General features: G+C 43.1%; 22 protein-coding genes. 13 read left to right on the top strand and 9 right to left on the bottom strand.

The features are described from left to right. Window positions 1-101: 101 nt before the first annotated feature. Window positions 102-269: a hypothetical protein gene (locus tag JCM16456_RS23980; protein ID WP_156430634.1), complete on the bottom strand. Its 168-nt coding sequence runs from the start codon at window positions 267-269 to the stop codon at window positions 102-104. Window positions 270-302: 33 nt separating this feature from the next. Next, window positions 303-746, bottom strand: coding sequence for a DoxX family protein (locus JCM16456_RS22985; protein WP_068718882.1), 444 nt, complete (start codon window positions 744-746; stop codon window positions 303-305). A 303-nt stretch (window positions 747-1,049) separates the two neighbouring features. Here JCM16456_RS22985 and JCM16456_RS22980 point away from each other — a divergent pair, with 303 nt between their 5' ends. Both JCM16456_RS22980 and JCM16456_RS22975 read left to right on the top strand, forming a co-directional pair. After that, window positions 1,050-2,420: a DNA-3-methyladenine glycosylase 2 family protein gene (locus tag JCM16456_RS22980; RefSeq protein ID WP_068718880.1), complete on the top strand. Its 1,371-nt coding sequence runs from the start codon at window positions 1,050-1,052 to the stop codon at window positions 2,418-2,420. Then, the gene (locus JCM16456_RS22975) at window positions 2,414-2,902 is read left to right on the top strand and encodes a methylated-DNA--[protein]-cysteine S-methyltransferase (protein WP_408068398.1); all 489 of its coding nucleotides are present in this window, start codon (window positions 2,414-2,416) and stop codon (window positions 2,900-2,902) included. The genes JCM16456_RS22980 and JCM16456_RS22975 overlap by 7 nt, the downstream gene beginning before the upstream one ends. A 90-nt stretch (window positions 2,903-2,992) precedes the next feature. Here JCM16456_RS22975 and JCM16456_RS22970 read toward each other — a convergent pair whose 3' ends face one another. The 3 genes from JCM16456_RS22970 to JCM16456_RS22960 all read right to left on the bottom strand — a co-directional run bounded on the left by JCM16456_RS22970 (window position 2,993) and on the right by JCM16456_RS22960 (window position 7,385). Further along, window positions 2,993-4,159: a 5-methyltetrahydropteroyltriglutamate--homocysteine S-methyltransferase gene (locus JCM16456_RS22970; RefSeq protein ID WP_068718876.1), complete on the bottom strand. Its 1,167-nt coding sequence runs from the start codon at window positions 4,157-4,159 to the stop codon at window positions 2,993-2,995. A gap of 293 nt (window positions 4,160-4,452) precedes the next feature. Then, window positions 4,453-5,892, bottom strand: coding sequence for a sodium:proton antiporter NhaD (gene nhaD, locus JCM16456_RS22965; RefSeq protein ID WP_068718874.1), 1,440 nt, complete (start codon window positions 5,890-5,892; stop codon window positions 4,453-4,455). Between the two features lie 191 nt (window positions 5,893-6,083). Continuing rightward, a complete protein-coding gene (locus tag JCM16456_RS22960) occupies window positions 6,084-7,385 on the bottom strand; it encodes a dicarboxylate/amino acid:cation symporter (RefSeq protein ID WP_068718872.1) in 1,302 nt (433 codons plus the stop codon). Window positions 7,386-8,224: 839 nt separating this feature from the next. Here JCM16456_RS22960 and poxB point away from each other — a divergent pair. The 7 genes from poxB (at window position 8,225) to JCM16456_RS22925 (ending at window position 16,896) form a co-directional block, all read left to right on the top strand. Beyond that, the gene (gene poxB, locus JCM16456_RS22955; RefSeq protein ID WP_068718870.1) at window positions 8,225-9,952 is read left to right on the top strand and encodes a ubiquinone-dependent pyruvate dehydrogenase; all 1,728 of its coding nucleotides are present in this window, start codon (window positions 8,225-8,227) and stop codon (window positions 9,950-9,952) included. 102 nt (window positions 9,953-10,054) lie between these two features. Then, window positions 10,055-10,681, top strand: coding sequence for a serine aminopeptidase domain-containing protein (locus tag JCM16456_RS22950; protein ID WP_068718868.1), 627 nt, complete (start codon window positions 10,055-10,057; stop codon window positions 10,679-10,681). Window positions 10,682-11,206: 525 nt separating this feature from the next. Next, complete coding sequence (locus tag JCM16456_RS22945; protein WP_068718866.1) at window positions 11,207-12,742, top strand: EAL domain-containing protein; 1,536 nt, start codon at window positions 11,207-11,209, stop codon at window positions 12,740-12,742. 93 nt (window positions 12,743-12,835) lie between these two features. Further along, a complete protein-coding gene (slyA, locus tag JCM16456_RS22940; protein WP_068718864.1) occupies window positions 12,836-13,291 on the top strand; it encodes a transcriptional regulator SlyA in 456 nt (151 codons plus the stop codon). A gap of 31 nt (window positions 13,292-13,322) precedes the next feature. Then, the gene (locus JCM16456_RS22935; protein WP_068718862.1) at window positions 13,323-14,384 is read left to right on the top strand and encodes an HlyD family secretion protein; all 1,062 of its coding nucleotides are present in this window, start codon (window positions 13,323-13,325) and stop codon (window positions 14,382-14,384) included. Window positions 14,385-14,396: 12 nt separating this feature from the next. Continuing rightward, window positions 14,397-15,431: a DUF2955 domain-containing protein gene (locus tag JCM16456_RS22930; protein ID WP_068718860.1), complete on the top strand. Its 1,035-nt coding sequence runs from the start codon at window positions 14,397-14,399 to the stop codon at window positions 15,429-15,431. Between the two features lie 142 nt (window positions 15,432-15,573). Continuing rightward, window positions 15,574-16,896, top strand: coding sequence for an alpha/beta fold hydrolase (locus JCM16456_RS22925; protein ID WP_068718858.1), 1,323 nt, complete (start codon window positions 15,574-15,576; stop codon window positions 16,894-16,896). A gap of 86 nt (window positions 16,897-16,982) precedes the next feature. Here JCM16456_RS22925 and JCM16456_RS22920 read toward each other — a convergent pair whose 3' ends face one another. From JCM16456_RS22920 to JCM16456_RS22910, 3 genes are all read right to left on the bottom strand, one after another. Beyond that, window positions 16,983-17,315 (bottom strand): hypothetical protein, encoded by a 333-nt coding sequence (locus JCM16456_RS22920; RefSeq protein WP_156430632.1) that lies wholly within the window; start codon window positions 17,313-17,315, stop codon window positions 16,983-16,985. A 44-nt stretch (window positions 17,316-17,359) separates the two neighbouring features. Then, window positions 17,360-17,689: a hypothetical protein gene (locus JCM16456_RS22915; RefSeq protein ID WP_068718854.1), complete on the bottom strand. Its 330-nt coding sequence runs from the start codon at window positions 17,687-17,689 to the stop codon at window positions 17,360-17,362. A 69-nt stretch (window positions 17,690-17,758) separates the two neighbouring features. Continuing rightward, window positions 17,759-18,088 carry a hypothetical protein gene (locus tag JCM16456_RS22910; protein WP_068718852.1) on the bottom strand — a complete coding sequence of 110 codons (330 nt, stop codon included), beginning with the start codon at window positions 18,086-18,088 and terminating at the stop codon, window positions 17,759-17,761. A 1,111-nt stretch (window positions 18,089-19,199) separates the two neighbouring features. Between JCM16456_RS22910 and JCM16456_RS22905 the strand changes: the two genes are divergently transcribed. From JCM16456_RS22905 to fecE, 4 genes are all read left to right on the top strand, one after another. Next, the gene (locus JCM16456_RS22905) at window positions 19,200-20,102 is read left to right on the top strand and encodes a Fe(3+) dicitrate ABC transporter substrate-binding protein (RefSeq protein ID WP_068718850.1); all 903 of its coding nucleotides are present in this window, start codon (window positions 19,200-19,202) and stop codon (window positions 20,100-20,102) included. Window positions 20,103-20,280: 178 nt separating this feature from the next. Further along, window positions 20,281-21,282: an iron chelate uptake ABC transporter family permease subunit gene (locus JCM16456_RS22900; RefSeq protein ID WP_068718848.1), complete on the top strand. Its 1,002-nt coding sequence runs from the start codon at window positions 20,281-20,283 to the stop codon at window positions 21,280-21,282. Continuing rightward, entirely contained in the window at window positions 21,279-22,241 is a 963-nt protein-coding gene (gene fecD / locus JCM16456_RS22895; RefSeq protein ID WP_068718846.1) for a Fe(3+) dicitrate ABC transporter permease subunit FecD, read from the top strand. Before JCM16456_RS22900 ends, fecD begins: the two co-directional genes overlap by 4 nt. 3 nt (window positions 22,242-22,244) lie before the next feature. Continuing rightward, entirely contained in the window at window positions 22,245-23,012 is a 768-nt protein-coding gene (gene fecE, locus JCM16456_RS22890; RefSeq protein WP_068718844.1) for a Fe(3+) dicitrate ABC transporter ATP-binding protein FecE, read from the top strand. A gap of 52 nt (window positions 23,013-23,064) precedes the next feature. On the opposite strand, the gene JCM16456_RS22885 is transcribed toward fecE, so the two are convergent. Continuing rightward, the gene (locus tag JCM16456_RS22885; RefSeq protein WP_068718842.1) at window positions 23,065-24,351 is read right to left on the bottom strand and encodes a hypothetical protein; all 1,287 of its coding nucleotides are present in this window, start codon (window positions 24,349-24,351) and stop codon (window positions 23,065-23,067) included.

Genomic DNA, 24,351 nt, shown 5'->3' with positions numbered 1-24,351 from the left:
GTTAACTTCGCCCTTTTTGCGTCTATACCCAAGTAACCTCAAGATGCTGTTTCAGCGAGAATGTATTCGCTCATAGGCAAGGCACCGATTTGAATACCTAGTTATTCTACGTAGAAAATCGGTAACGCAGCATAGGAGCGAATACAACTCGCCCTTTGGGAGCTCATCAACAAGCCCATTTCTGCGCCCAATGACGTTGAAAGGGAATAACCATTCCTGCCGTCATTGAGCTTGAGCTGTGCTCGTTGATGAAGCTCTGAAGTCTGCATCTTGAGGTCATTTGGGTATATTGGTATTTTGAATTATTTCAATTTTTCCAGTAGAAAGTTGTCGATTGCTACTTTACCTTGACCTGAGAACAGTAGTGACAAGCTTGCAGCAAACAGAGCTAGACCATACTCATAGCCGCCATTACTTAGGAAAAGACCATGGGAAATGTGAACACTAAAAATAGCGACTAGCATCGTAAATGCAGTGACTGCCGCAGCTGGACGAGTTAATAGACCAACGAGAAGTAGCAGACCACCGAAGAATTCGCCGCTACCAGCAAGAGCTGCCATTAAGACTCCTGGGTGAATACCGATAGAATCCATCCATTGACCAGTACCTTGTAGGCCATAACCACCGTTCCAGCCGAACAATTTTTGGCTACCATGCGCCATATAAATGATGCCGACAGGGATGCGTAGTGCTAGTGGTGCGAGACCCGCATTAGAAGTTAACAGTTTTTTCAAAAATTCGCCCATGATGGAGTTCCTTAAATTTGGTTCATCAGTGTTATCACTAAGTTGCTGTTAGTCTATGTGACATTCATCATGTTGATAATCCTATCTGGCTGATATTCATGTTCGAAAATATTGAACTTGTTTTATGGAACTTTCTCGTGCATACCTAATTGATCTGCACATTGAGTGCCGAAAATGGCGAGTATGGAGTGTTGAATCGCGTACTATGCCCAATTGTATCTTAATTTTCAGAAATTCAGAGCTTCATTAACGAGCCCTGGTTAAGCTCAATAACGGAAGGTATGGTAAGGATGAGGACTCACGATGCAGAGTATTCAAAACATAGATAAAGAGGCGTTTCGCCAAGCGCGATTAAGTCGAGATTCTCGCTTTGATGGAATCTTCTTTATCGCGGTCAAAACGACACATATTTTTTGTCGACCGATCTGTCCGGCTAATTTGCCGAAAGAAGAAAATGTTGATTATTTCCTTACTGCTGCGCAAGCGATAGAAGCAGGATATCGACCTTGCTTACGTTGTCATCCAGACAGTGCACCTAAGTCTTATCGTTGGATGGGGACTGCGACCACGTTTGAACGGGCTGTGAAAGCCATTGAACAGGGCATATTAACGACTCATTCTGTGGTTGAATTAGCCGAAAAGCTGGGTATTAGTGAGCGTTATTTACGTCAGCTATTTGATCAATATTTAGGTATGTCTCCTAAACGCTACGCCCTTTATCAGCAATTATTATTGGCTAAACAGTTACTGCATCGCAGTGCGATGAACGTTGTCGATATTGCGTTTGCCTGTGGATTTAATAGTTTGCGTCGTTTTAATGATGCATTTTCCAAACATTTTATGATGGCGCCTACCCAACTAAGACGACAACACAGTAGTACGACAAGTGAATATACCATCTTATTGCCGTATAAGGGCAAATTAGCCTGGACGCATATGCGAGATTTCTATGCGCTTAGAGCGATTGATGGCATTGAAGAGGTGACGGAAACTGCCTATTCACGCCATTTGCTCCATAAAGGCCAACAGATAAAGTTTTGTATATCTCCTTCAGAAAATTCGAATATGAAATTGACCTTTGAGTTAGAAGATATACGCCAACTTCGTTACCTAATTAGCCAAGTTCGCCGCCAATTTGATTTAGATGCGGATACCGATGTGATTGAACAACATTTAGAGCAGTGTCAGCCTGGGTTGGTCAAGCTTTCAGGAATACGATTACCCGGAGTTTGGAACACGTGGGAGGCTGGCGTACGCGCTATATTAGGGCAGCAGGTCACGATTAAGGGCGCAATCGGCCAACTTAATTTATTGGTTCAAACTTGCTATGAAGGTCAACCTAAGCCATGGTATTTTCCAACGCCGGAACAAATTGTTGCTTTGGATTTGAGTTTTTTGCGCATGCCTAATTCGCGAAAAGAAACCCTCAAACGTTTCGCGCAATTTATGGTGGAGCATGCTGATGCGCCTGTAACACAATGGCTGGATGTTAAGGGAATTGGTCCGTGGACAGTGCAATATGCCCAGTTACGAGGTGATGGGCAGGTCGATTGTTTTCTTGAAGGTGATTTGATTGTGAAAAAGGCCATGCATCAATTGCCAAATGTTACCGCAAAGTCTGTATCTCCATGGGGGAGTTACGCAACATTTCACTGCTGGAATTGGTTATCATGAGATACTTTGGTCAATATGAAAGCCCGCTCGGTCTCATTACTATTCAATGTGACGAGCAGGGAATTACTGGGATTTGGTTTGAAACCCATACGACTCGCCCCGAAGATTTAGGTACGCAAGAGCAAGATTTTCCTTTATTGCAGCAGGCAAAGGGCCAATTAGAGCAATATTTTGCAAGGCAACGCCATGCGTTTACTGTCCCGTTAAGTTTGTATGGTACGGTATTTCAGCGCCAAGTGTGGCGAGCACTAATGAGCATTCCTTTCGGTGAAACTCGCTCTTATCAAGACCTGGCGGAGCAGATCGGTAATCCTAAAGCGGTGCGCGCCGTAGGTTCGGCTAATGGGCGTAACCCGATCTCAGTGTTGATCCCTTGTCACCGTGTGGTGGGGAAAAATGGGCAGCTATCCGGTTATGCTGGTGGTGTGGAACGCAAACAAGCGTTGTTGGAGTTAGAAGGGGTATTACCTCTGAGTAAATAGATAGGACGATAGTATGCCGTTTACTTTTGTTCGTCTCACCACGAAGAAAAAAGAGTCCAAATATGGACTCTTTTGTCAGTTTAGTTTTATCTATTCCCAGACACGTTTAGCTACTTCGCGTACCAAGGCAATTTTCGCCCATTGTTGTTCTTCGGTTAGATTGTTACCTTCTTCAGTAGAAGCAAAACCACACTGAGTGCTGAGGTACAAGTTTTCTAGCGGCACAAATCGACTAGCTTCTTTGATGCGAGCAATCACATCATCAGCGTTTTCGAGTTCACCTACTTTTGAGGAGACGAGACCTAACACTACTTTCTTACCTGGTGCAACTTGCGCTAGTGGAGAGAAATCACCAGCACGATCCGTGTCGAATTCAAGATAGAACGCATCAATGTTTTCTTTGGCAAACAGTACATGTGCGATTGGGCCATAACCACCACTTGCCGCCCAAGTTGAGCGATAGTTACCACGACAAACGTGAGTTGCGGTAACGAGATCTTCAGGTGTCCCATCCAGAGCGAGGTTATTCACTTCTAATAGTTTATTGAGCAGTGATTCTAGGCCATTCTCAGCGACAACGCCGTGGTCATGACCACAGCCACAAGAAGCGTGCTGGGCAACTTCGGCTTGTGCTGCTGATTGTTGAACTTTCGGGTCGGTTAACATGCCCCAAGTACAATCATCAAATTGTAAGTTACGACAGCCTGCAGCGTATACTTCTGCAATGACAGTGCGGTATGCGGCTGCAATATCTTTGATAAGTTCTTTTACATCAGGGTAAACCGCTTGGGTTTGTTCGCGGTTGCCTTCTCGCTCTAATTCTTTCAAAAACTGCGCCGGCGCAGGAATGGTTAAACGAGGTACAATTCCTTCTTCAGCAAATTGATTTAGGAATTTGAAGTGCTCAATAAATGGATGGTTTTCACCACTGATTTTACCTGTTAATTGCACGCTTTCTGCACGAGTTTTCATTGCAGAGAAATTGTAACCACTATCGATGGCTTTCTTTTCTACGCCGTTGAGCCCCCACATGAAATCCAGATGCCACCAGCTACGACGAAATTCACCGTCGGTAATAACACTTAATCCCGCTTCTTTTTGACGTTGAACCAATTCAGTGATGGCTTTGTCTTCGATAGCGGTTAGCTCTTGTTGAGACAGATTGCCTTGAGCAAAGTCTTTACGAGCGGTATGAAGATAGTCGGGACGTAAATAGCTGCCAACGACATCAGCGCGAAATGGAGGTTTGATTGACATAGGGGGCGCCTCTAAACAGAAAGAAATTAGATTTAAATTAGAGGGTTAAGCTTAAAAATAGAAGTGATAGATTTGCATGAAGAGTATGAGAAAAATTCATGTTAGTAAAAAGCACTTTACTGAGTAATCAGTAAAGTGCTTGTTATTAATTAGCTCCTGATAACCTCAAAACGCTTAATGCAGACTCGTTTAACCCCCATCCATAGGGCTGCTCTTTGCCATCCTTGGCAAAGGGGGTTGCTTATTAGTATCTGCCTAATGCGTACAACTGGAGCATAATTAGCAACCGTTATTTAGAACAAAGAACTGTTAATAAATAGATGAGCAAGGATGCTTGCTGCGTATCCACATAAAATAACCGGTGTCCATTTTAAATGACTACCAAAGGTATATTGGCCTTTGGTGGCCCCCATGAGAGCCACGCCTGCTGCGGAACCAATGGAAAGTAAACTCCCCCCAACCCCGGCCGTCAGCGTTACCAACAACCAGTTACCATGAGACATAATGGGCTCCATGGTGAGTACCGCATACATCACCGGAATGTTATCTACAATAGAAGAGAGAACACCGATGGTTATATTCGCGACGATGGGGTTCCATTGGGTATACATGATTTCTGAAGCCATTGATAGATAACCAAGCAAGCTTAAACCACCGACACACATCACCACGCCATAGAAAAATAGTAGGGTATCCCACTCGGCACGAGCTATACGCTGAAAAACATCAAACGGTACTATCGAGCCCATTTTTTGGAGCATTTCTTCATCATGTTCTAACTCAGCTTTGGCTTTGCGTTTTTCAACGGCGCGGTCGAAAGTGGTTCTTAGGTAGAAACCGTAGAACTGCAAATAAGCAAGACCCAGCATCATGCCAATGACAGGCGGAAAGTCGAATAATGAGTGGAAAACCACCGAGGTAATAATAGTGAAAACAAATAGCCCAACGATAATTAAACCACCGCGTTTGACTTCAGTTGCCATTTTCACACTGGCTGGCTTTTCTTTTGGCAAAAATACCGACATGATCAAAGCGGGAACTAAGTAGTTAACCGCGGATGGTACGAAGAGATCGAAAAACTGACTAAATTCAACATTGCCAGCTTGCCATACCATCAAGGTAGTGATGTCCCCAAATGGGCTGAAGGCGCCGCCAGCATTGGCTGCGACAACTATATTTATACAGGACAAGTTGACAAAGCGTTTATTATCTCCACCGAGTTTCATAACAACGGTACACATTAATAAAGCGGTTGTTAAATTGTCGGCTATTGGGGATATAAAAAAGGCTAGAAAGCCTGTTACCCAAAATAACATGCGGAAATTGAAACCCTTTTTCAACATCCACGATTGAAGTCCATCAAATACGCCGCGTTCATCCATTGCATTTATATACGTCATAGCGACAAGCAAGAATAAGAGTAATTCTGCGTATTCTAACAAGTTGTGTTCAATAGCATGTTCTACAAGCTCTGACTGGCCGTATTGTTGGTAAACCCAGCCGATTAGAGCCCAAATTAAACCAGCCGCAAGTAGGACAGGTTTGGATTTATGAAGTTTGAGATATTCCTCTAACATGACCGCAGCATAAGCAATCACAAAAATAGCGATAGCAGTGTAGCCAATTAAAGAGTGTGTCAGTGAAGGTACGGAATCAGAATTAGTAGAGGCGAGACTGACAGTGGGTATTAAATATAGGAGAAAAACTACCACTCCATATAGTGTTCGCTTCATTGCTTTTAGCTCCAGTGAAATTTAAATACACTGAAATACTAAGGACTCTTTGCTTGAGCGATTGTGAACTAAATCAATTTAGTTTGATTTTTAGGCACCATAACCATGAATTTAGTTGAATAATAAAAAACATCCTTGCCATTAGTGACAAGGATGTTTTTTGATTGTTAATTAACCATGATTAGATGCAACTAATCATTGCTAATTGCAACTTTTTGTTTCTTCTCTAATGTTTCTACATCAGTGTTGAAGATTTTTTCGTCTAGCGCATTTTCTGATTTCGCCACGATACAAGTCACACAAGCGTCACCTGTGATGTTCACCGCGGTACGAATCATATCAAGTAGGCGGTCAACACCCATGATAAGTGCTACACCTTCAAGTGGTAGACCAACTTGGTTTAGTACCATAGCAAGCATGATCAAACCTACGCCCGGAACCCCTGCAGTACCAATAGATGCCAATGTGGCTGTTATGATAACCATTAGGTAGTCCGTCATGGACAGGTCGATATTGAACGCTTGGGCGATAAATGCGGTTGCAACACCTTGCATTATCGCTGTACCGTCCATATTCACTGTTGCACCAAGTGGAATAGTGAATGATGCGATTTTGTTCTGTGCACCAAGACGTTGCGTTGCTGTCTCCATCGTGACAGGGAGTGTTGCATTCGACGAAGCTGTAGAGAATGCGAACATCACCGCATCTTCCATTTTACGGAAGAACGCGATAGGACTCAGACCCGTAAAACCTTTTAGCATTACGCTATAAGTGACGAATGCGTGAATGAGTAATGTACCAACCAACACTGCGAAATAAGCAGCTAGGTTCCAGATGGCACTTAGTCCCAAACCTGTAAACAGCTTTGCCATGAGGAAGAACACACCGTAAGGCGCAACTTGCATCAATAGCGTAACCAGTTTCATTAGAACTTCATTTAGATCATTAAAGAAGCTTGCTACACGTTCACCTGCATCACCCGCAACACTGATTGCAACACCAAATAATAGGGCGAAAACGATCACTTGCAGAGTGTTACCCTCGGCCATTGCACTGATAGGGTTCGTTGGGAACATATCAATGAGAACTTTGACCAATGATGGTGCTTCAGCTGATTTAAACGAGCTTGCAGCGGTAAGATCAGCACCTGCCCCTGGGTGAAAAACATTCCCCATGATCAGTGCCAATGTAATGGCGATGGCAGTAGTAATGACATAAAGTCCCAGCGTTTTGCCACCCATGCGACCTAAAGTAGAAAGATCTTTTAGTGAGCTAGTGCCGCACACCAAAGAGACAAACACGAGAGGTACCACGAGCATTTTCAAGCTGGCTATAAAGATTTTGCCGCCGACTTCGAATAGTCCATTGACGATGTAAGTATCAACGAAACTGTATTGAGCGAAAAGGCTACGAATAACGAATCCAGTCAATATGCCGGCAACCATACCAAGAATAACCCGAGCGGTTAAAGACATTGGTTTTTTGGTATTCATTCTGAACACTCCTTATTATTTATTCACTTCGACATCATTTCGAAGCGAGCGGCAGGTTAGCAGGCAAGTTCAAAAATCAAAAAACAAAATGCAATCCATAACTAATAGATGTGATCTACATCACTGTAATGAGCTATTTATTAACCTTGCAACAACAATTTTCACTACTTTTCGTATCCAATTTATCTATTTTGTAGCATTTGGAGCTAAAAATACGACATTTACCGATATTCTCATTCGATGACAATTTGGCAAAATGTCGCAGTTGCGTTGTCGTATTTGCACTGTTGATTGTTTGTGTATTCACTATGTGTGCATAATAAAACATTCTTAGCTTTGAAAAAGTAAGAGGTAAGTTTACTTTTAGGTGAGATAAATTTTAAGCACAGCCCTGCTAACTAGTTTTTCCTACTAGATATTTTGTATTTACTAGTCTAATTGATTTAGGGGCGTTTTTGATTTGCCACAATTCCCTAGTCTTAGAATAGTTACCCATTTTTTTGATGTGATGCAACAAAATTGCGCTGCTTTAGTGCTGTTTATCCGATTTTTATCAGTCGTGTAGCTCTTTTTGTGCTTAAGATCGATATCACTATCAATGATATGCAACCTAGTTTTCTATCCGTTACATAAAGAAATCCATATAACGATGCTTTTTTATTCTATTTGAGTATAAAAAAGGCGCGTTTATAAAAAAATATTGCAAAAATTCAAATAAATTGATCTTGAACAAGTAGTGAACAGGGAGGAAGATAAAAATGAGACATTGAGCACAAATTTTTAACAAATGCTCCGGTGTTACTTTTACATCATCAATCCAATCAATGGAGAGTTGTCTTATGAGTAATTCTACAATTGCCTATTTTATCGCCGATACGCTTTGCCAAGCCGGTGTTAAACGAATTTGGGGCGTGACTGGCGATTCACTTAATGGCTTAAGTGACAGTCTACGTAAAATAGGTGAAATTGAGTGGTTGGGCACTCGTCACGAAGAAGTGGCTGCCTTTGCTGCGGGGGCAGAAGCTCACTTATCTGGTGAGTTGGCTGTTTGTGCGGGATCTTGTGGACCAGGTAATATGCACCTTATTAACGGTTTGTATGATTGCCACCGCAATCGAGTTCCAGTGCTCGCTATTGCAGCACATATTCCGTCTTCAGAAATAGGTACCAACTATTTCCAAGAGACTCACCCACAGGAACTATTTAAAGAATGTAGTGTTTTCTGTGAGTTAGTTTCCAATCCAGAGCAAATGCCTTATTTATTAGAAACGGCAATGCGCCAAGCCATCTTACATAACGACGTTGCTGTACTGGTGTTGCCCGGAGATGTTGCTCTTAAAGCAATGCCAGAGGGGGTTGAGGCTAAATGGAGCCTGCCTAAACCTGCTTTTTATGCTCCACAACAACCCGATTTGGAACAGTTAGCGGCTTATTTAAACGACAGCCGCAAAGTGACTATCATGGTTGGGGCTGGAGTCAAAGGGGCTCATAAAGAAGTGGTCGCTTTGGCGGCTAAACTAAAAGCGCCTATCGTACATGCTCTGCGGGGTAAAGAGTACATTGAGTACGATAACCCTTACGATGTGGGTATGACAGGCTTAATTGGGTTTGCTTCAGGCTATCATGCGATGCGTGAAGCCGATACGTTGCTGCTCATTGGTACGAGTTTCCCATATCGTGCATTTTACCCAGACAATGCCAAAATTGTTCAGATAGACAGCAATCCTGCTTCATTGGGACGCCATACTCAAATTGAGTTTGGTGTCCTTGGGGATTCTCGCAGTACGATTAGTTCATTGTTACCGCTTATCAAAGAAGACCGTTCTGAAAAACACTTAACCAGCTGCTTAGCTAATTATAAAGAAGCACGTAAAGGTTTGGACGATTTAGCCAACGGTAAAACCAGTCATGGGCTGATTCACCCTCAGTATCTCGCTCGCTTAATTAGTGAGCAAGCCGCGAAAGATGCTGTATTTACTTGTGATGTAGGCACACCAACCGTCTGGGCGGCTCGTTATTTAGAGATGAATGGCAAACGTCGTTTAATCGGTTCTTTTAACCATGGCTCGATGGCGAATGCCATGTCGCAAGCGATGGGGGCTCAAGCGTTCGATCGCCAACGCCAAGTGGTTGCCATGTGTGGAGACGGTGGTTTTTCGATGTTAATGGGGGATTTATTGTCACTGAAACAATTGAATTTGCCCATCAAGATTATCGTCTTTAATAACCGTTCTCTTGGTTTTGTTGCTATGGAAATGAAAGCAAGTGGCTATTTATCAGATGATACTGATCTACAAAACCCAAGCTTTGCTAAAATTGCAGAGGCGTGTGGAATAAAAGGCATACACGTATCCGACCCTGAAGCGTTGCCTGGAGCATTGAGTGAAACATTTAACTTTCCCGGTGCAGTTGTCTTAGAGGTCGATACAGCAAAACAAGAACTTGCTATGCCACCACAAATTAAACTGGAACACGCCAAAGGCTTCAGCATCTATATGATGAAAGCCATTATTAACGGCCGAGGTGATGAGATCATTGAGCTAAGCAAAACCAACTGGTTGCGTTAGTTCTGTTCGATTGCTTGTAAAGACGATAAACATCGCCCCTGCCGTTTTGGTGGGGGTGTTTTTTTCCCTCCAAGTTATCTGCTGCTAGTTTTAGGGAAAATAATGAATATTGTTCTTCTGCACGGGTTATATATGAATGCGCTGGTAATGCAGCCACTTAAGTTAAAGCTAGAGAAACTCGGGTATTCGACCCATGTGCTCAATTTCAGTACAGTAACCATCGATACTGACCTTCTTTTTAAAAGCATTGATGATGCGTTAAGTCCTGACCAACCGAATGCACTAATAGGACATAGTCTTGGTGGATTGATTATTCAAAAGTACCTTGCTGCTCGTCAACCAACATTAGATACAGTCTCTCATGTCGTGACTCTTGGTTCTCCCATGCAGGGTGCTGCTATTGTTCGTGCGATAGATGAATTAGGTATGAGTGGAATTTTGGGCGATGCTAAAGAATTCGGACTCGAACCTCATGATAACCAGTGGCATTTCCCGCAAAAATTGGGGTGCATAGCCGGTAATATGGCTTGGGGAGTCATGCCTCTTATATTTGGCTTTGATATTTCTTCTGATGGCACAGTTTCTGTTGCAGAGACCCAAATCCCGGGAATGAGTGATCATATCGAGACCAATAATACTCACCTGACACTACTCTATAGCGATGAAGTTGCGAATCAAATCGACCACTTTTTATCTAATGACAAATTTGCAATGAAAAAAGCCGGATAAGAACAATGAGCGTTTATCTGCCTTATCCGGTGAGCCAGGTGATTGGTAGGATCAAAGGGTGATTAATATGAGTTGGTAAAGCAAAAGTTGTTTGGGCTCTACCAGTGACACTAGTTAGAATAAAGGGAACTATTCTTATTGTAAGGTCGGTTCTCTCTATTGTTGTTATAGGTAAAACCGATTTGGGCTATACGCAAATCGCTTCAAGATGTAGGATTTAGATCTTCATCAACGAGCACAGGTCAAACTCAATCACGGAAGGAGTGAGCATTCCCTTTCAACGTTATTCTAAACATTAAAACTTCATGAAATATAAAGAAAATAATTTCAATAAATGATGCTTTGGATGTCGGTGTACTTAATAGTTGGCTGAACTTCAAAGAAATGAGGTTAGATAAAGGGAAGTATTAGTGATTCAAGCTGCTTTTATTTTAGAGTTAATTATCGATAGTCTGGCAAAATGCTCTAAACTTGTCATTCTACTCATCCTCTGATTAAGGAAGAAGGGGAAATATTGCTGATACTATGACAAAGAAGTCGACGATTCTTAGCGCAGTTTTGCTGCTTATTGTTCTCATTAACGTGATAGGTTATCTATTAGTATCCTGTCGGGTTTATGTCGCTTTAAACCAATATGCTTACGAGCAATCTGAGAAAATATCTAATAAAATCAATGAAATACTTGGTTCTACGATAACTACCTACTATAACGATCTTGATAGGTACAAGCTTAATTGTGATCAGTTCCTTCCAGTAGCTAAGCAAGTGAGTCTAGCAAGCCCTTATACTCGCTCGATTACACTAGCCGCTGACCAAACCATATACTGCAGTACCATTACGCTAAATGCGAAGCAAAAATACCCAATAAAAAATGTAAAGCCGGGAGTCAGTTTACGTTATATCGCATCGAGTCCTTTGGTCAAAAAGAGTGATGTGTTTCTTCTCATAGTCACGTCCGATGATGTGTTGGTTAACTTTGGGATTGATAGCTTTATCTTTACCAACTTGCTCAGTGCAGATATGAACTTCTTTACGCCGTTGTTTTATATTGATGGCTATCTTATTGCGAAAAATGGCACCTCACAGGCCTCAACATTGAAATTGGACCACGGCCATCCCATTAGCAATGCTTATATTAATCTGTTCTATCGAATTGATACCGAAAACTATCTCAATTTTGGGCTGCTCAATTACGCTTATTTCTATTTAATTATCACGGTGTTTTCATTTTTTTGTGGTGCGGTTTTCTACCTCTTTTTAATGAGAATTGATTGGACTGTATTTGCGATTGCTCGAGGGTTGAAGAAACGTCAGTTTGTTCCCTATCTCCAACCTGTATTTGACAAGCATAGAAATATGGTTGGCGCTGAAGTTTTGGCACGCTGGTTACACCCTAAGCACGGAATGATAGCGCCGGATACATTTATACCAAACGCAGAACGTAGTGGGCATATTAATCACATATTTTGCCAGCTCGTAGACCAGGTTATCCTTGGTCTTAAGCCGTTTCAGACTCACATTAATCAATGTAAAGAGTTCCATTTGGCATTTAATGTGTCATCACCTCAGTTAAAGCATTTTGATTTATTGCGTGATTGTAAACATTTGATTTATGGGTTGAGCCGTTGTCATTTTGAACTGGTATTAGAACTCACAGAAAGGGTGCAAATACCACAAGATGAGTTACATATTCAAGGCATTATAAAGCTTAAAAAGCAGGGTATTCGCATTGCGCTGGATGATTTCGGTACAGGTCATTCATCACTCACTTATCTGAAAAATATCAAAATCGATTATCTCAAGATAGATAAAAGTTTTACGGATATGATTGGTGAAGAAGAGTTCAAAGATCACATAGTGGCCAATGTGCTTGATCTGGCCGAGCGGATTGGCGTTCCAGTTGTTGCTGAAGGAATAGAGAATCAGTATCAGGAGCAATACCTACTTAACCGCCACGCTGATTATTTTCAAGGTTACTATTATGGTCGGCCTGTGGCGATTGATGAATTTATTCGCTTGTACCTTATTCAACCGGCAGAGGCTCAAAGTAAAACCACTTAATTACTAAGGTTATGTGATTTGCATCACAAAGTATTTACTTAGCGTGCTAACTAATTTATATTAGTTAGCACGCTAAGTTTTATTGGTAACCTTATGTTTCACGATTCCGATATTTTTCGTCAACTGTCTCTAGCTGAGCGATTAGCTAGAGTTTCTCGTCTTTGGAAAATGGCGGCTGATCGTGAATTGGCCCCACTCGGTCTTACCCACCCAAGGTGGACCGCATTGTGGAAATTGCAACGACTGGGTGATCACATCAGCCAGAAGCAACTCGCTTGCGCTTTAGAGTTGGAATTACCTTCGTTAATGCGCACATTGAGCCAATTAGAAGAGCAAGCGTTGATCACTCGACACTCTAGTGAAAGCGACAAACGTACACGAATCGTGAGTTTAACCGAACAGGGTAGGCGACTGCTTACTCAAATGGAAAAACGTATTTTGGATGTTCGTAATCAAGTTCTCCAAGATGTTTCTCCGCAAGACTTAGAGCTGTTATCAACCTTGTTAGAAAAGATCGCTGAAAACACCTTACGCACCCTTGATAACTAGTTTTCCCCATTTTTAAGAGAAGTACATTTTCATGACTCCAGATCAGAAATTTGCGCGCTGGATTAAGATCTCCTGTTTCGCGTTTGTGATTATTTTTGCCTATTTTGTTGTGGCAGATATGTTTTTGCCATTAACGCCGCAGGCATTAGTCACCCGCGTTGTGACTAAAGTGGCCCCTCGCGTCAGCGGGCAAATCATGTCGATTGAAGTAAAAAATAACCAAGTTGTGCATACTGGTGACGTGTTATTTCAAATTGATCCTGAGCCGTACAAATTAGCGGTTGAGCAGGCGAAAATTGCCTTAGATAAAGTAAAGCAAAATAACGCGCAATTAGATGCGGATATTGCGGCATCCCGCGCAAGCGTTAAAGCAAGCCGTATTGTCACTGAGCAAAAAGAACGTGAAGCAAATCGCTTGAAAAAGCTGCTTCAACGTAGTGGCACCTCGCAACAACAATATGATGACTCGCAAAGTTCCGCTATTGCAGCGAAAGCAAACTGGGATGCGGCTAAAGCTCGCCTTCAAGGTTTGGTTGTCAGTCGTGGTTCGATTGATGATGAAACAAACGTGAATGTTCGGGCTGCACGTAACCAACTGAATCAAGCTGAATTGAATTTGGAATACACGACCGTGGTTGCTGAGCATGACGGCATCGTAACCAACTTACAGTTAGAGGCGGGTACTTTTGCTTCGGCAGGAAGCCCATTAGTCGCTTTAGTTGATGATTCAATGGATATTATTGCTGATTTTCGTGAGAAAAGCCTACGTCATTTTACCGATGAATCTCATGTGTATGTGGCTTTTGACCGTTATCCTGGCAAAGTGTTTAGCGGTACGATCTCCTCAGTAGATGCGGGGGTGAGTGCTGGTCAGTTTGATGCAGATGGTCGCCTAGCAGCTCCAACTTCATCTAACCGCTGGGTACGTGATGCGCAGCGTATGCGTTTGCATGTGCAACTGAAAGACGAAACCGATAGTAAGCTGCCCGCTGGGGCACAGGCGACGGTACAGCTCGTGCCTGATAATGGGATTGGTGCTTTGTTTGCTATGCTGCAAATCTACTTTATCAGTAGCCTTCACTACATCTACTAAGCAGGTGATGCCATGAAGTTATGGGATCACCCAATGTCGAATAACGACTTTAGACAGTGTTTACGAATAGCAACAGGATCGGCACTCGGTTTTACGATTTGTAAGATATTTGGCTGGAGTAATGGGGTATTTTTTACGGTTACTCCGGTTTTGCTACTGGGTATGATTCCGGTCATGAGCATGCATGCTGCTCGCCAGTTGATCGCTTCTTCAGTGGTGGTTGGTCTGGAAATGGGGATTATTGGCGGCCTGTTTGGTGGCCATCCGGGTTTAATGACCTTACTGGCGTTTGCAATGTTTCTCGCTTATTTTGCTTGTATGTCAAAAGGTAGCCTGTTCCTGTTTGGTGCGAATGGTGTTTTAAACCTAAGCATTATGTTGCATTTCGGCAGTTTTTCTAGCACCGATATGAACGACTTTATTCAAGTGAGTTTGATGGCCAGTGTGCTTTCAGTGGCGATTGCTTATTTGATGATGTATGTGTTCCCCGATGTGGAACCGCGCGATCCTCCGCCGAGACCAACAGAGCCGAAAAAGTCCCACCGCATGAGACATGAGGCTCTGATGGGAGCGACGATAGCGACCCTCTCGTTTATTGTGTTTCAGGTGGCTGACCTACAAGATTCTATGTCGGCACAAGCAACAACCATTTTGTTGATGTTTCCAATGCATTGGAATGGCGCTATGGGCTATGCTCGTAAGAGAGCGATGGGCACCTTGATGGGCGTATCGTTTGGCATGTTCTGCCAAATCATTTTGTACGATTGGTCGGATGTATTGCTGTTTGTTGTTCCGTTACTCTGGATTGGAGCTATGCTCTTTGGCTATATGCATGTGAAAGAGTCGAGTGGCTCTGGCGCTGGTTTTGGTGGTTTAACCACCTTAGGTATTTTGTTTGGTCAATACCTGACGCCGGGTGGCGATCTCGTGTTCAGCGCTTTATATCGTGTCAGCAGTATTTTGTTTGCTATCGTGGCAACTCTGCTCGTAACCTATCTGGTTCACATCATTTTGAACCGATTTGAATCGACGCGATTCAGCCAATAGTATTTTGGCGCTAGTCATTAAGTATACGGCCCCAGTGATTAAAGTCACTGGGGCCGTTTTTGATCTGTTCTTTTGCGCCTGACTCTTGTGATACATTACCACTTTGCTTTTGTTATTCGGCTAGTTAGCCAAGGATTATTTAATGACACAGATGACGCAAAGTTTCATTGACACGGGAGTTCGTTACACACCACACCGATTTACTCTTCCTCTTGATTATACCCAACCGCAAGGCACACAGATTGAAGTGTTTGCACGGAGCGTAGAAGTCGCTGCTAGCAACAATGAAAGTAAGCCATGGCTGGTCTATTTCCAAGGTGGTCCGGGCTTTCCATCGCCTCGAGCCAGTGCCAATAGTGGCTGGATGAAGCGTGCATTAAAGCAGTTTCGTGTGTTGTTGCTTGACCAACGTGGTACTGGACAAAGTTCGCCGATTACCCATCAAACCTTGTCGGTTATGAACAGTGAACAACAAGCGGAGTATTTGAGCCATTTCCGTGCAGATAATATCGTGCGTGACGCAGAGAGCATTCGTCAGCAGTGGGGCGTAGATAAGTGGGCAATCATTGGCCAAAGCTTTGGCGGTTTTTGTTCTCTGACTTATCTTTCACTATTCCCGCAAAGCTTATTACGCAGCTATATCACTGGCGGTGTTCCGTCGATTTTCCGTAAAGCGGATGATGTTTATTTAGCGACCTATAAAAACACGCGTAAGAAGAACCAAGCGTTTTTCCATCAGTTCCCACAGGCGCAGCAGATGTGCTGTGACATAGCAGATTATCTGCAAGATAATGATGTTCGTTTACCCAATGGACAACGTTTTACCGTTGAGCAGTTCCAGCAGATAGGGATTCACTTCGGTATGAGTGACTCTTTCCTCGCTACGTACTTTACGCTGGAAAATGCCTTTGTAGAGGTCAATGGACGTCGTGAGCTGCGTTATGAGTTTCTCAATGCGATGTTGATGGATCAGGCCTACCAAACTAACCCGATTTATGCGATTTTGCATGAATCTATTTATTGTCAGGGTCATAATGATGCCTCTCGTTGGGCTGCCCATCGTATTCGTGAACGTTATACCGAATTCAATTACGAAAGCGGTAAGCCATTCCTATTTACTGGGGAAATGGTCTATCCATGGATGTTTGACCAGATGGAATGTCTAAAGCCACTGCGTCAAGCGGCTGAGCTATTGGCAAATAAAGAAGATTGGACGCCTTTATACAGTGAGCAAGTACTGGCGAAGAATACCGTACCAGTAAACTGTGCTGTTTATGCGGATGATATGTTTGTTGATTTGGATTTGAGTCGTGAAACACTCGCCATCATGCCTAATGCGAAGGCGTGGATCACCAACGAGTATGAACACAATGGGTTAAGAGCTGACGGTGAGCATATCCTTGATCGTCTAATCACCATGGGTGAACAGACTGCAGCAGAACTAGGACTTGAGCTACTCTCCTAGGCTGTTTCAACTGCAGCTTAATAACGCATTAAGCTGCAGTCTATTTGGATTCCAATTCCATTACTACTTCCTATCTTGGCAATGTATTAGCTATCACGACCAAGGAAGCGTTGTGCAACGATAGGTTGACCGTTTTCATCATTCACAATGAATTTTACTCGCTGTGCTTGGTTGTCGTAGTTAGTCACGGTAACGGAACCATTCGCTGCTGTGACATTGTTTCCGGTGTTTTCTGCGGTGTTCAAACCTTGAACTTCAACAGGATAGTTTGCCAAAGGTTGTCCATCTTTGGTGACTGTCAATGTCGCTTTGTTTGCATGGCTAAATACATGGACTTGTAGGTCAGCTGCTGAAGCCGATACAGCAAAAGCCGATGAAAGTGCTGTTAGAGCAAATAGAGTGGCTAATTTTTTCATCATATTCTCCCAAATAATCAGTTTATTGTTTTAAGTTATTGTCTTGATTAACTGTCACGACCAAGGAAGCGGCGAGCAACGATAGGTTGACCTTTTTCATCATTGACGATGAATTTCACGCTTTCAGGTTGGTTGCTGTAGTTAGTGACAGTCACTGAACCATTTACAGAAGTCACATTGCTACCAGTATTGGTCATTGCGTTGATACCCTGGATTTCTACTGGGTAATTTGCCAAAGGTTGGCCATCTTTAGTAACAGTGAGTGTTGCTTTGTTATCTACGCTAAAAACTTGAACTTTTATGTCTGATGCAGATGCTGAAGCAGCAAAAGCGGAAGTTAGAGCGGTAATTGCAACGAACGCAGCTAGTTTTTTCATGATGTTCTCCAAATAAAAAGTATTTTCTCTATTAATCAATAAGTCAGTTCTATTCGTGATGAGGTCTTATTAGCTATCACGACCAAGGAAGCGGCGAGCAACAATAGGTTGACCTTTTTCATCATTGACGATGAATTTCACGCTTTCAGGTTGGTTGCTGTAGTTAGTGACAGTCACTGAACCATTTTCAGAAGTCACGTTGCTACCAGTATTGGTCATTGCGTTTATACCTTGGATTTCTACTGGGTAATTTGCCAAAGGCTGACCATCTTTAGTAACAGTGAGTGTTGCTTTGTTATCTACGCTGAAGACTTGCACTTTAATGTCTGATGCAAAAGCAGAGGCAGCAAAAGTAGTGGTTAAAGCAGTAAGAGTAAGGGCTGTAGCTAAACGTTTCATGGTATCTCCTAATTAATCAGTTTATTTGAACTTTGTCTTTCTCTCAGTTCGTGTTTGTATATTAGTTCGATAATTAATTTAGTGAAATAGCTTATTTTGAAATGATGTATTCAAAAAAGTTGAACAATAACCTATCTCGTCTTAATTTTAGTTTTTAATGTAACTGTATGTTTTTATATAATTTATATTCTTTTATTGATATAAATAAACACCTTTACTTCTTTTGTACCGTTGTTTTCTTCATAAAAGTGAAGTGAAAATACATTTATTCAAATAACTTGAACATCATATTGAAATGCTTTGAATTAATCGCAACGGAATGGGCAGTTGATATAGATGTCGATAACTTACGTTGTTACTTAGGGTTAGCAACGAGTAACGTAGGGACACATGTCCAATGTTATCTTCCATGATGTGCTTATTGCGATACGCGCTGATCCTCAGGCGCGTCGAATAATTGTTTTGGTAACTAGGTTGAAATTGATTTCAAATCCAGTTTTCAGATACGCCTCGATTAAGTAGCGACCTAATAGAGAGGTTTAGCTTTACCAAACAAATCCAATATTGATGTCTCATTGGTTGAATCGATAAATGAACTGTAGCACTGTGATCTAAGTCACGTCCTAAATTTTAGATAAATTTTTATTTTTATATCTTTGACCATACTGGAACATAAAAATTGACAGGTAAAAACATTATAAATCAACTGTTTATTTTGTTTTATCCTGCCAAGCACCAAAATGAAGCATTGCCCTAAATGTTGCTTTTACATTTTTATTGCACCATTTGTTGATTTAAATCACAAACATGTGGCGATTGAATACAGTTATGCATTATTGGTGAGCTTTAAGGCTTAGCAATCTCACAACGATAAGATTACAGATGAAGAGTTAGCAAAGGAGTTAAAAATTGCCTCTGTTAATTTATGTACAAAAGGTTGACCTGCCTATGTAAATATAAATAATTATCACTGCAATTGATGTTCACAATAATGATGGCGCATTGATGGTCATTGGTATGACTCACAACATAGGTACTTCCACTACCCCAAGGATAAAGGTCTTTAATTTATCTGGTGGTAAGTCGGGTTATTGAAATATAGGTGTAAAGGATGAAGTGGTTTTCTGGATTAGTTAGAGTCACAGCGGCTGTGGTATGTGTATTAAGTTTTTCTGCTAGTGCAGTGACGGTAACAGATAGTCATGGGCAGTTTACAATCGATTCCACACCCAAACGCATTGTGGCATTAGAGTTCTCTTTTGTTGATGCTTTAGTATCGGTGGGCGTTAGCCCTGTTGGAATAGCTGATGATAATGATGCAAACCGGCTGCTTCCAGCAGTTCGTCAAGAGCTAAGTAATGATTGGCGTTCAGTAGGAACACGCTCACAACCGAGTTTAGAAGTGATTGCTGCATTAAAGCCGGATTTGATTATTGCGGATACGGATCGCCATTCGGCCGTTTATAAAGAGCTGTCGAAGATTGCGCCTACACTATTGTTGCCTTCGCGTCGTGAAACGTACCAAGATAACCTTAAATCGGCGGCGATCATTGGTAAAGTGGTTGGTCGTGACACACAAATGCAAGCACGTCTTAAGCAGCATGAAGAGCGTATGAATGAGTATGCTAAGGCTTTATCAAGCTTAAAAGGTAAACCCGTGCTATTTGGTGTTGCTCGTGCAAATGGATTTTATGCCCACTCTGCTGATGCTTATGATGGCGGTGTGATTCAACGCTTGGGGCTTACTTCTCCAACGGGGTTAGACAATGAACAGGCATCTCGTTTGATTAGCCTTGAACAGTTACTCGGTCTTAATCCTCAGTATCTGGTTGTTGGTGATTACGTTAAGGATAGTATTGTCGACCAATGGCAAAACCAACCTTTATGGCAAGCATTGCAAGCGGTTAGAGCCAAGCATATCTATCATGTTGATGGCAATATGTGGGCAAGGTGTCGTGGTATTCTTGCCGCTGAGTTTATGGCTCAAGACTTGCTCAAGTTGGTCAAAGCTTAGTGCTGAGTTGAGAGTTTTATGATAGACGAGCGTGATCTTCACGCTCGTTTTGTTTTTATAGAATCCATTTTTGCTTTGTTAGGGCATTTGATTGGATTAAGAAAAGTGTCAGTACTGTTCTCTTTGAGTGTTACGAACATTTTCCTTTAACAGAGTTATTCTAATTGGTTAAAGCTTAATGCGACATCGTCATTTTCTCGTCTACATGACCACCTTTCTATTTCTGCTGGTGGCTTTGATTGTCTTTGGATGGATAGGGCTATTTGCCTATTCCGCTATTCCTATTTCTGGTTACGATGCGTTTGCCGCGATTTGGCATCGCGATCCTACGGTCATTGCTCATATTGTCGTGCATGATGTACGTTTGCCGCGGGTGTTGGAAGCAATGCTTGTTGGTGCGTCATTAGCGGCCGCTGGCGCTTTAATGCAAGGGTTAACTCGTAACCCTTTGGCTTCTCCGAGTCTGTTTGGGGTCAATGCTGGGGCGGCGATGGGGATGGCTCTAGTGAGTACTGTGTTTGCTGTTTCATCGCCCATAGGTGTGCCGCTTGCCGCCATTTTAGGGGGATTAATCACTTGGGTTTTGGTGATGATTTTAGGCGGTGCATGGCGTGCGGGCACAGAGCGGGGGCAACTTGTATTGGCGGGGATCGCTATCTCAGCGTTGTGCAGCGCATTAACTAAAGCCAGCATTATTTTGGTGGAAGACCAAGCGGCAAGTGTTATGGCTTGGCTGGCAGGCTCGTTTGCTAATGTGCAGTGGCACAATTGGCAATGGAGTTGGCCAGGCCTTGCGGTTGGATTAATCGTGAGTTTGCTGCTGGCTCCTAAAGTGAACCTATTAGCGATGGGGGATGAGCGAGTCAAAAGTTTAGGCATCAACCTAACAGCGATGCGTTTGGTGATTGCTGGAACGGTTTTGATCTTAGTTGGGATTAGCGTGAGTACGGTAGGGGCACTCTCGTTTGTTGGCTTAATTGTCCCTCATTTAGGACGTTTACTGGTTGGGTATGATTATCGCCGTTTATTGCCTATTGCTATGTTAATCGGGGCCTTATTGACGGTGATTGCTGATATCGTCAGTCGCGCTATTGTTTATCCTACTGAGACTCCAGCTGGCGCGGTACTGGCAATTATTGGTGCGCCTATCTTTATTTATCTTGTGAGGAAAACGCGATGAACCAACCTTTGCGGATGATAAGTGGGTTGGTTGGTGCGGTTGTTATTGCCGCTATTGCTAACCTCTGTTTTGGTGCGGTAAACCTGTCGTTAACTGAGATTTGGCAAGGTTTAACGTCTCATAGTGAGCACTACTTTACGATTCATGAGTATCGTCTGCCGCGCATATTCTTAGCCATTTTGGTTGGAGCAATGCTCGCCAGTTCTGGTACTTTGATTCAAGGTGTTATCCGTAACCCGCTAGCGTCACCCGATATTCTTGGCGTGAGTCATGGGGCTGGGCTAGCGGCGGTGGCGCTAATGACACTTTTCCCAACGGTATCGATTTATTGGCTGCCAAGTGCTGCATTGGCTGGGGGGATTGGTGCGGCGATTATTTTGTTTTTGGTTGTTGGCTCCAAAACCAAACCAGTAAAACTGGCAATCACTGGTGTCGCTCTGTCGGCGCTGTTTGGTAGTGCGATTGATTTTTTGATGCTCACTCAGCCTCTGGAAATTAACAATGCTCTGCTTTGGTTAACGGGTAGCTTATGGGGCCGAAGCTGGGATCAGCTATGGATGATTTTGCCGTGGTGGTTATTGGCTCCTTTAGTGCTGTGGTTGAGTCATCAGTTGAACTTATTGACCTTAGGAGATGAACGAGCGACCAGTCTGGGCGTTTCGGTTTATCTTGTCCGTGCCGGTGCTTTGTTGCTTGCGGTGATGTGGACATCTGCTGCGGTTTCCGTTTGTGGACCTTTGAGCTTCTTAGGCTTAGTGGCACCGCACTTAGCTCGTCAAATGGTGGGCGGGAAGCATCAAGTATTGTTACCTGCTGCCATGATAGTTGGTGCCTTCTTATTGTTGATGGCCGATTTAATTGCACGTGTCATCCATCCGCCGCTTGAACTTCCGGCAGGCATTATGACGGCCATCATTGGTGCGCCTTACTTTTTATACCTATTAGTGAAAATGAGATAAACGATGCGGCTATCCACAGAAAAATTAGTATTGAGTTACGGAAAAACGCCGATTGTTAAAGGTGTTGATGTAGCTATTCCACAGGGAAAAATCATTGCTCTTTTAGGCCCAAATGGTTGTGGAAAATCGACCCTACTCAAAGGTTTGTCAAGAATACTCCTTCCTGAATCAGGCGAAGTCTTTTGGGATGAAACGCCGATTCATGAGGTTGCGTCTAAAACCCTAGCACAGCATTTGGCACTGTTGCCGCAAGCACAAGAAACGCCTGAAGGGATTACCGTAAGAGAAGCGGTTGGGTATGGCCGTAGCCCATATACTGGTTTTTGGGGACAACTTTCAGAGCAAGATAATGCGATCGTGGAACAAGCTATGATCGCAACTGGTGTAATGGATTTAGCGTCTACCTTGGTCACTGACTTGTCGGGTGGCCAACGCCAACGAGTATGGTTAGCAATGACGCTTGCGCAAGACACGGATTATATATTGCTTGATGAACCGACTACCTATTTGGATCTTAACCATCAAGTGGAGTTAATGAAGCTGCTACGTAAGCTCAATCAAGAGGGCAAAACCGTTATCACGGTATTGCATGATATTAACCAAGCCTGCCGTTACTGTGATTACTTAATCGTGATGAAAGCGGGGCAGGTGGTCACCGAAGGTTGCCCTGAAGAGGTGTTAACTGCCAAATTGCTGGCAGATGTTTTTGATTTAGAAGCTGAAATACATCGCGATCCTATCGCAGGTTCGCCGATGTGTGTGGTTCGCTAAAACAAGTTCGATACAAAAATGAAGCTGCGCCAAAACGCAGCTTCATTTTTATCTACAAAGTATAAATCCACAATGTTGTCGCACACACTGCTAACATAGCACTGATATAGCGCCAATTATGTGCCAACAACGTTTTTGCCTTTATTTTATAGCGAGACTGGATACTCAATTGCACACCGGAAAATGGTGAGAAGGTAATGCCCAAAGACCAGCCCATCAAGAGCGTTAAGCCTAATAAATTAGGATCCGTTACCGATGGGGCCAATACGCTGCCTGCTAGTACCACGCTGGTGACCGGATGCATGCCAGTCATGGCTAAGCCAACCAAAATAACCAAAGTAATAAAGGCAGCGAGAGCACCAAAGTGATCCGGTGCCAACTGAACATTAAGCGAAGCCAAGATGGATGCTACTCCGGAAGCGAGCATGGCTGCAGCGGCAAATAGAACCACTTCTCCGGCAGCACTGGCTACTCCAACCTCAATATGACGTTTTGCCATCACAACTCCAGATTTCCCTTTGACCGCAATAAGCCATAAAGCGATAAAGGAGACAGAAGTCAGTGCAACTAGAGATAGCACACTGGCTCTAGGCCAAACTTGATGTTCACCAAGAACAATCATGGCTAATAAACATGGCATCCACAATGACTTAATCCCCATCGGATAGCCTTCAATATTCTCCACTAAGGGAGTTCGTTTAATCTCCCAAGCGGTAAGTGCTAGAGCAACCAAACTGACGGGAATGCCATAAATGATCAAGGTGCTTAAATGTGAACCGGGCGCGCTTGTTAATGTCATCCCCATCGCAGCAAAGAAAGGCGACCAGAAAGCACAAATGGCAAAACCACGCAGCAGGATGACGGCCTGGGGCGTTTGTAAGGGCTTTTTCATCGACAATTTGTCACCGACGATGATGACGGAAGACATATTTAATACGGCTCCGAAAAGATGAATCCCGAGTAAGGTTTTGATAAGCGAGCGAGAGCCTATCGGTAAGGTTTCGTTGGTTTGTACACCGTGAGAGGCAAAAATCCTTAGAAAGCCGACACCAATCAGCATTGTCACTACATTTTGGTTGGCTTCTAAAGTTTTTAGAAAATAGCGGCTATCGAGATGGTGCATGGTGCCGTATAACAGGCCGAATAAGCCACATACCACCAGAATAATAATCTGCTTCTTTTGTACGCCTTTAAGGTAGGGGAAAAAGAAAAAGGAGGAAATCCAGATTGGTACACCAGCCCAATAGGATGGAATAGGCACGAGCAATTCTGAGTAGAGCGAGATGGCAAGACTGAGTAATAAAAGCCAACCACAAAGTGCAGCAATTTTCGGGTTCAT

Source organism: Vibrio tritonius (genome assembly GCF_001547935.1).
Classification (GTDB): Bacteria; Pseudomonadota; Gammaproteobacteria; order Enterobacterales; family Vibrionaceae; genus Vibrio; species Vibrio tritonius.
This window is presented reverse-complemented; position numbering and strand designations above follow the sequence as displayed.

Excerpts from the sequence above, each read along its gene's own strand:
- JCM16456_RS22950 (WP_068718868.1), top strand. The coding sequence starts at position 10,055 with ATGAATATTGTTCTTCTGCACGGGTTATATATGAATGCGCTGGTAATG.
- fecE (WP_068718844.1), top strand. The coding sequence starts at position 22,245 with ATGCGGCTATCCACAGAAAAATTAGTATTGAGTTACGGAAAAACGCCG.
- poxB (WP_068718870.1), top strand. The coding sequence starts at position 8,225 with ATGAGTAATTCTACAATTGCCTATTTTATCGCCGATACGCTTTGCCAA.
- nhaD (WP_068718874.1), bottom strand. The coding sequence starts at position 5,892 with ATGAAGCGAACACTATATGGAGTGGTAGTTTTTCTCCTATATTTAATA.
- JCM16456_RS22920 (WP_156430632.1), bottom strand. The coding sequence starts at position 17,315 with ATGATGAAAAAATTAGCCACTCTATTTGCTCTAACAGCACTTTCATCG.
- JCM16456_RS23980 (WP_156430634.1), bottom strand. The coding sequence starts at position 269 with ATGCAGACTTCAGAGCTTCATCAACGAGCACAGCTCAAGCTCAATGAC.
- slyA (WP_068718864.1), top strand. The coding sequence starts at position 12,836 with ATGTTTCACGATTCCGATATTTTTCGTCAACTGTCTCTAGCTGAGCGA.
- fecD (WP_068718846.1), top strand. The coding sequence starts at position 21,279 with ATGAACCAACCTTTGCGGATGATAAGTGGGTTGGTTGGTGCGGTTGTT.
- JCM16456_RS22930 (WP_068718860.1), top strand. The coding sequence starts at position 14,397 with ATGAAGTTATGGGATCACCCAATGTCGAATAACGACTTTAGACAGTGT.
- JCM16456_RS22960 (WP_068718872.1), bottom strand. The coding sequence starts at position 7,385 with ATGAATACCAAAAAACCAATGTCTTTAACCGCTCGGGTTATTCTTGGT.
- JCM16456_RS22985 (WP_068718882.1), bottom strand. The coding sequence starts at position 746 with ATGGGCGAATTTTTGAAAAAACTGTTAACTTCTAATGCGGGTCTCGCA.
- JCM16456_RS22970 (WP_068718876.1), bottom strand. The coding sequence starts at position 4,159 with ATGTCAATCAAACCTCCATTTCGCGCTGATGTCGTTGGCAGCTATTTA.
- JCM16456_RS22885 (WP_068718842.1), bottom strand. The coding sequence starts at position 24,351 with ATGAACCCGAAAATTGCTGCACTTTGTGGTTGGCTTTTATTACTCAGT.
- JCM16456_RS22935 (WP_068718862.1), top strand. The coding sequence starts at position 13,323 with ATGACTCCAGATCAGAAATTTGCGCGCTGGATTAAGATCTCCTGTTTC.
- JCM16456_RS22905 (WP_068718850.1), top strand. The coding sequence starts at position 19,200 with ATGAAGTGGTTTTCTGGATTAGTTAGAGTCACAGCGGCTGTGGTATGT.
- JCM16456_RS22915 (WP_068718854.1), bottom strand. The coding sequence starts at position 17,689 with ATGAAAAAACTAGCTGCGTTCGTTGCAATTACCGCTCTAACTTCCGCT.
- JCM16456_RS22900 (WP_068718848.1), top strand. The coding sequence starts at position 20,281 with ATGCGACATCGTCATTTTCTCGTCTACATGACCACCTTTCTATTTCTG.
- JCM16456_RS22910 (WP_068718852.1), bottom strand. The coding sequence starts at position 18,088 with ATGAAACGTTTAGCTACAGCCCTTACTCTTACTGCTTTAACCACTACT.
- JCM16456_RS22925 (WP_068718858.1), top strand. The coding sequence starts at position 15,574 with ATGACACAGATGACGCAAAGTTTCATTGACACGGGAGTTCGTTACACA.
- JCM16456_RS22945 (WP_068718866.1), top strand. The coding sequence starts at position 11,207 with ATGACAAAGAAGTCGACGATTCTTAGCGCAGTTTTGCTGCTTATTGTT.
- JCM16456_RS22980 (WP_068718880.1), top strand. The coding sequence starts at position 1,050 with ATGCAGAGTATTCAAAACATAGATAAAGAGGCGTTTCGCCAAGCGCGA.